The sequence below is a fragment of the Caulobacter sp. P1_B12_2 genome (assembly GCF_056406675.1).
In genome coordinates this window covers 1-1,563 of record NZ_JBFTZS010000690.1, presented here as the reverse complement: position 1 = coordinate 1,563, position 1,563 = coordinate 1, and the positions used below count along the sequence as shown (strand labels likewise).

General features: G+C 70.4%; 2 protein-coding genes and 1 pseudogene. All 3 read right to left on the bottom strand.

All coding sequences use genetic code 11. The features are described from left to right. A pseudogene (locus tag AC1DZ6_RS24920) lies at positions 1-209 on the bottom strand (hypothetical protein); the annotation flags it as partial. Between the two features lie 117 nt (positions 210-326). Next, complete coding sequence (locus AC1DZ6_RS24915; RefSeq protein ID WP_477099774.1) at positions 327-1,154, bottom strand: C13 family peptidase; 828 nt, start codon at positions 1,152-1,154, stop codon at positions 327-329. Positions 1,155-1,161: 7 nt separating this feature from the next. Next, positions 1,162-1,563, bottom strand: a 402-nt coding sequence (locus AC1DZ6_RS24910; protein ID WP_477099773.1) for a PaaI family thioesterase, incomplete at its 5' end; no start/stop codon positions are given.

Genomic DNA, 1,563 nt, shown 5'->3' with positions numbered 1-1,563 from the left:
GCTGTCGGAGCGGCCCGTTGCGGCCGAGGGGCGCGCCGACGGACCGTCGAGGTGTAGGGGATCGGAGCGGGCGGCAGGGCGGCGGTCGGAGCCGTGGCCGGCGGCGGCGCGGGGGCGGCGTCCTGGGTTTCAGCCATCGTCGCGCCGAAGAGGCCGCAACCGATGATCGCCGCCGAAAGAACGGCCCTGAACGAAAGACGCAGCGTCACGAACAAGACCTCACCGGCTTATTGAAAAAAGGGTGAGCAAACTTCTAGGGCGCCCCGGCCAGGGATCAAAGGGGCTGTGACCGGGCTTGGACGTCTTTCCGGTGGACGCCTGATCGCTCAGCGCCGCTTGAGGGACGCGGCGGGTTGGGCGGGCGTGCGCGGGCTCGGAAAGGCGTAGAGCGGCAGCAGCGGCCGCAGGCCGGGTCCGATCCACAGCTGCGGCTCCGAGGCCGGCTCGGCCCCGGTGTCGCGCTCGCGCCGGGCCACGCAGGCCTGGACGGCGCGACCGAGGGCGGCGAAGTCCCGGGCGGTCGGCGCCGACGACAGGAAGCAGTCGTCGAAATAGGGATATTTGTCGTCCTCGCTGCAGCCGAACGAGGTGCGATCGGACCGCGCCGCCGTCAGGATCATCCGGTCGTCGCGCTGCAGGGGTTTGACGAAGACGCCGGAGAAACAGGCCGAGACCACGACGATCGACGGGCGCGCGGGGCAGGCGTCGTCGATCACCGCCGCCAGCAGGCTGGGCGGCAGGATGTCCTCGTCCAGGACAGCCCCTTCGGGGGCGCCGTGGCTGGTGATGTAGACCAGGCAGCCGGCGGTGTTCTTCGCCGCCAGGTCGCGCAGGTCGTCGTGGATGGCGCGCAGGTCGGTCTTGCGGGGCTTCACGGCCGGATAGCGCTTCGGACGCACCGAGTACTGACGAATGGCGTCGGGGGCGAAGCCCAGGCCGACCAGGGTCACGCCGACGTCGCGGCGGGCGTTGTCGAAGGCTTCGGTCGGGCCGCCCGAATGGGCGTGCCAGTCGCCGGCCACGACAACGGCGGCCCAGTTGGAGAAGGCGGGAGCGTCGGACGGAGCGGCTCGGACGGGCTCGGCCGCTAGGGCGAACGGGGTGGCGAGCAGCGAAAGCAGCAAACCCAGAACCAGGCCCGCGAACCGCCGCACGGCCGTCCTACTGCTTGAACTTCGCGAACGGCGTCGGAATCGCCGTGGCGCTGGCCTTGGCCAGCAGCCGGCCTTCGGGATCGTAGAGCTCGCCTTCCAGGAAGCAGACGGTCTTGCCCCACTTCACCACCCAACCGACGCCCTTCAGCGGGCCGGGGATGGCCGGCCGCAGGAAGCTGATCTTCATCTCCAGGGTCGGGACCACGCTGGTCATGCCCGAGGTGATCATGCCCGCCACCGACATGCACTCGTCCAGCATCGCGCTGACGAAGCCGCCCTGCACCTGGCCCATCGGATTGCCGACCGCCTCGACCGAGGGCTCGAAGGCGATCTCGACCCGGCGTTCGGCCTGGTTCACCGACAGCATGTGGAAACCCAGGGTGCGGGCGCTGCCCGGCGGGTTCTTGGA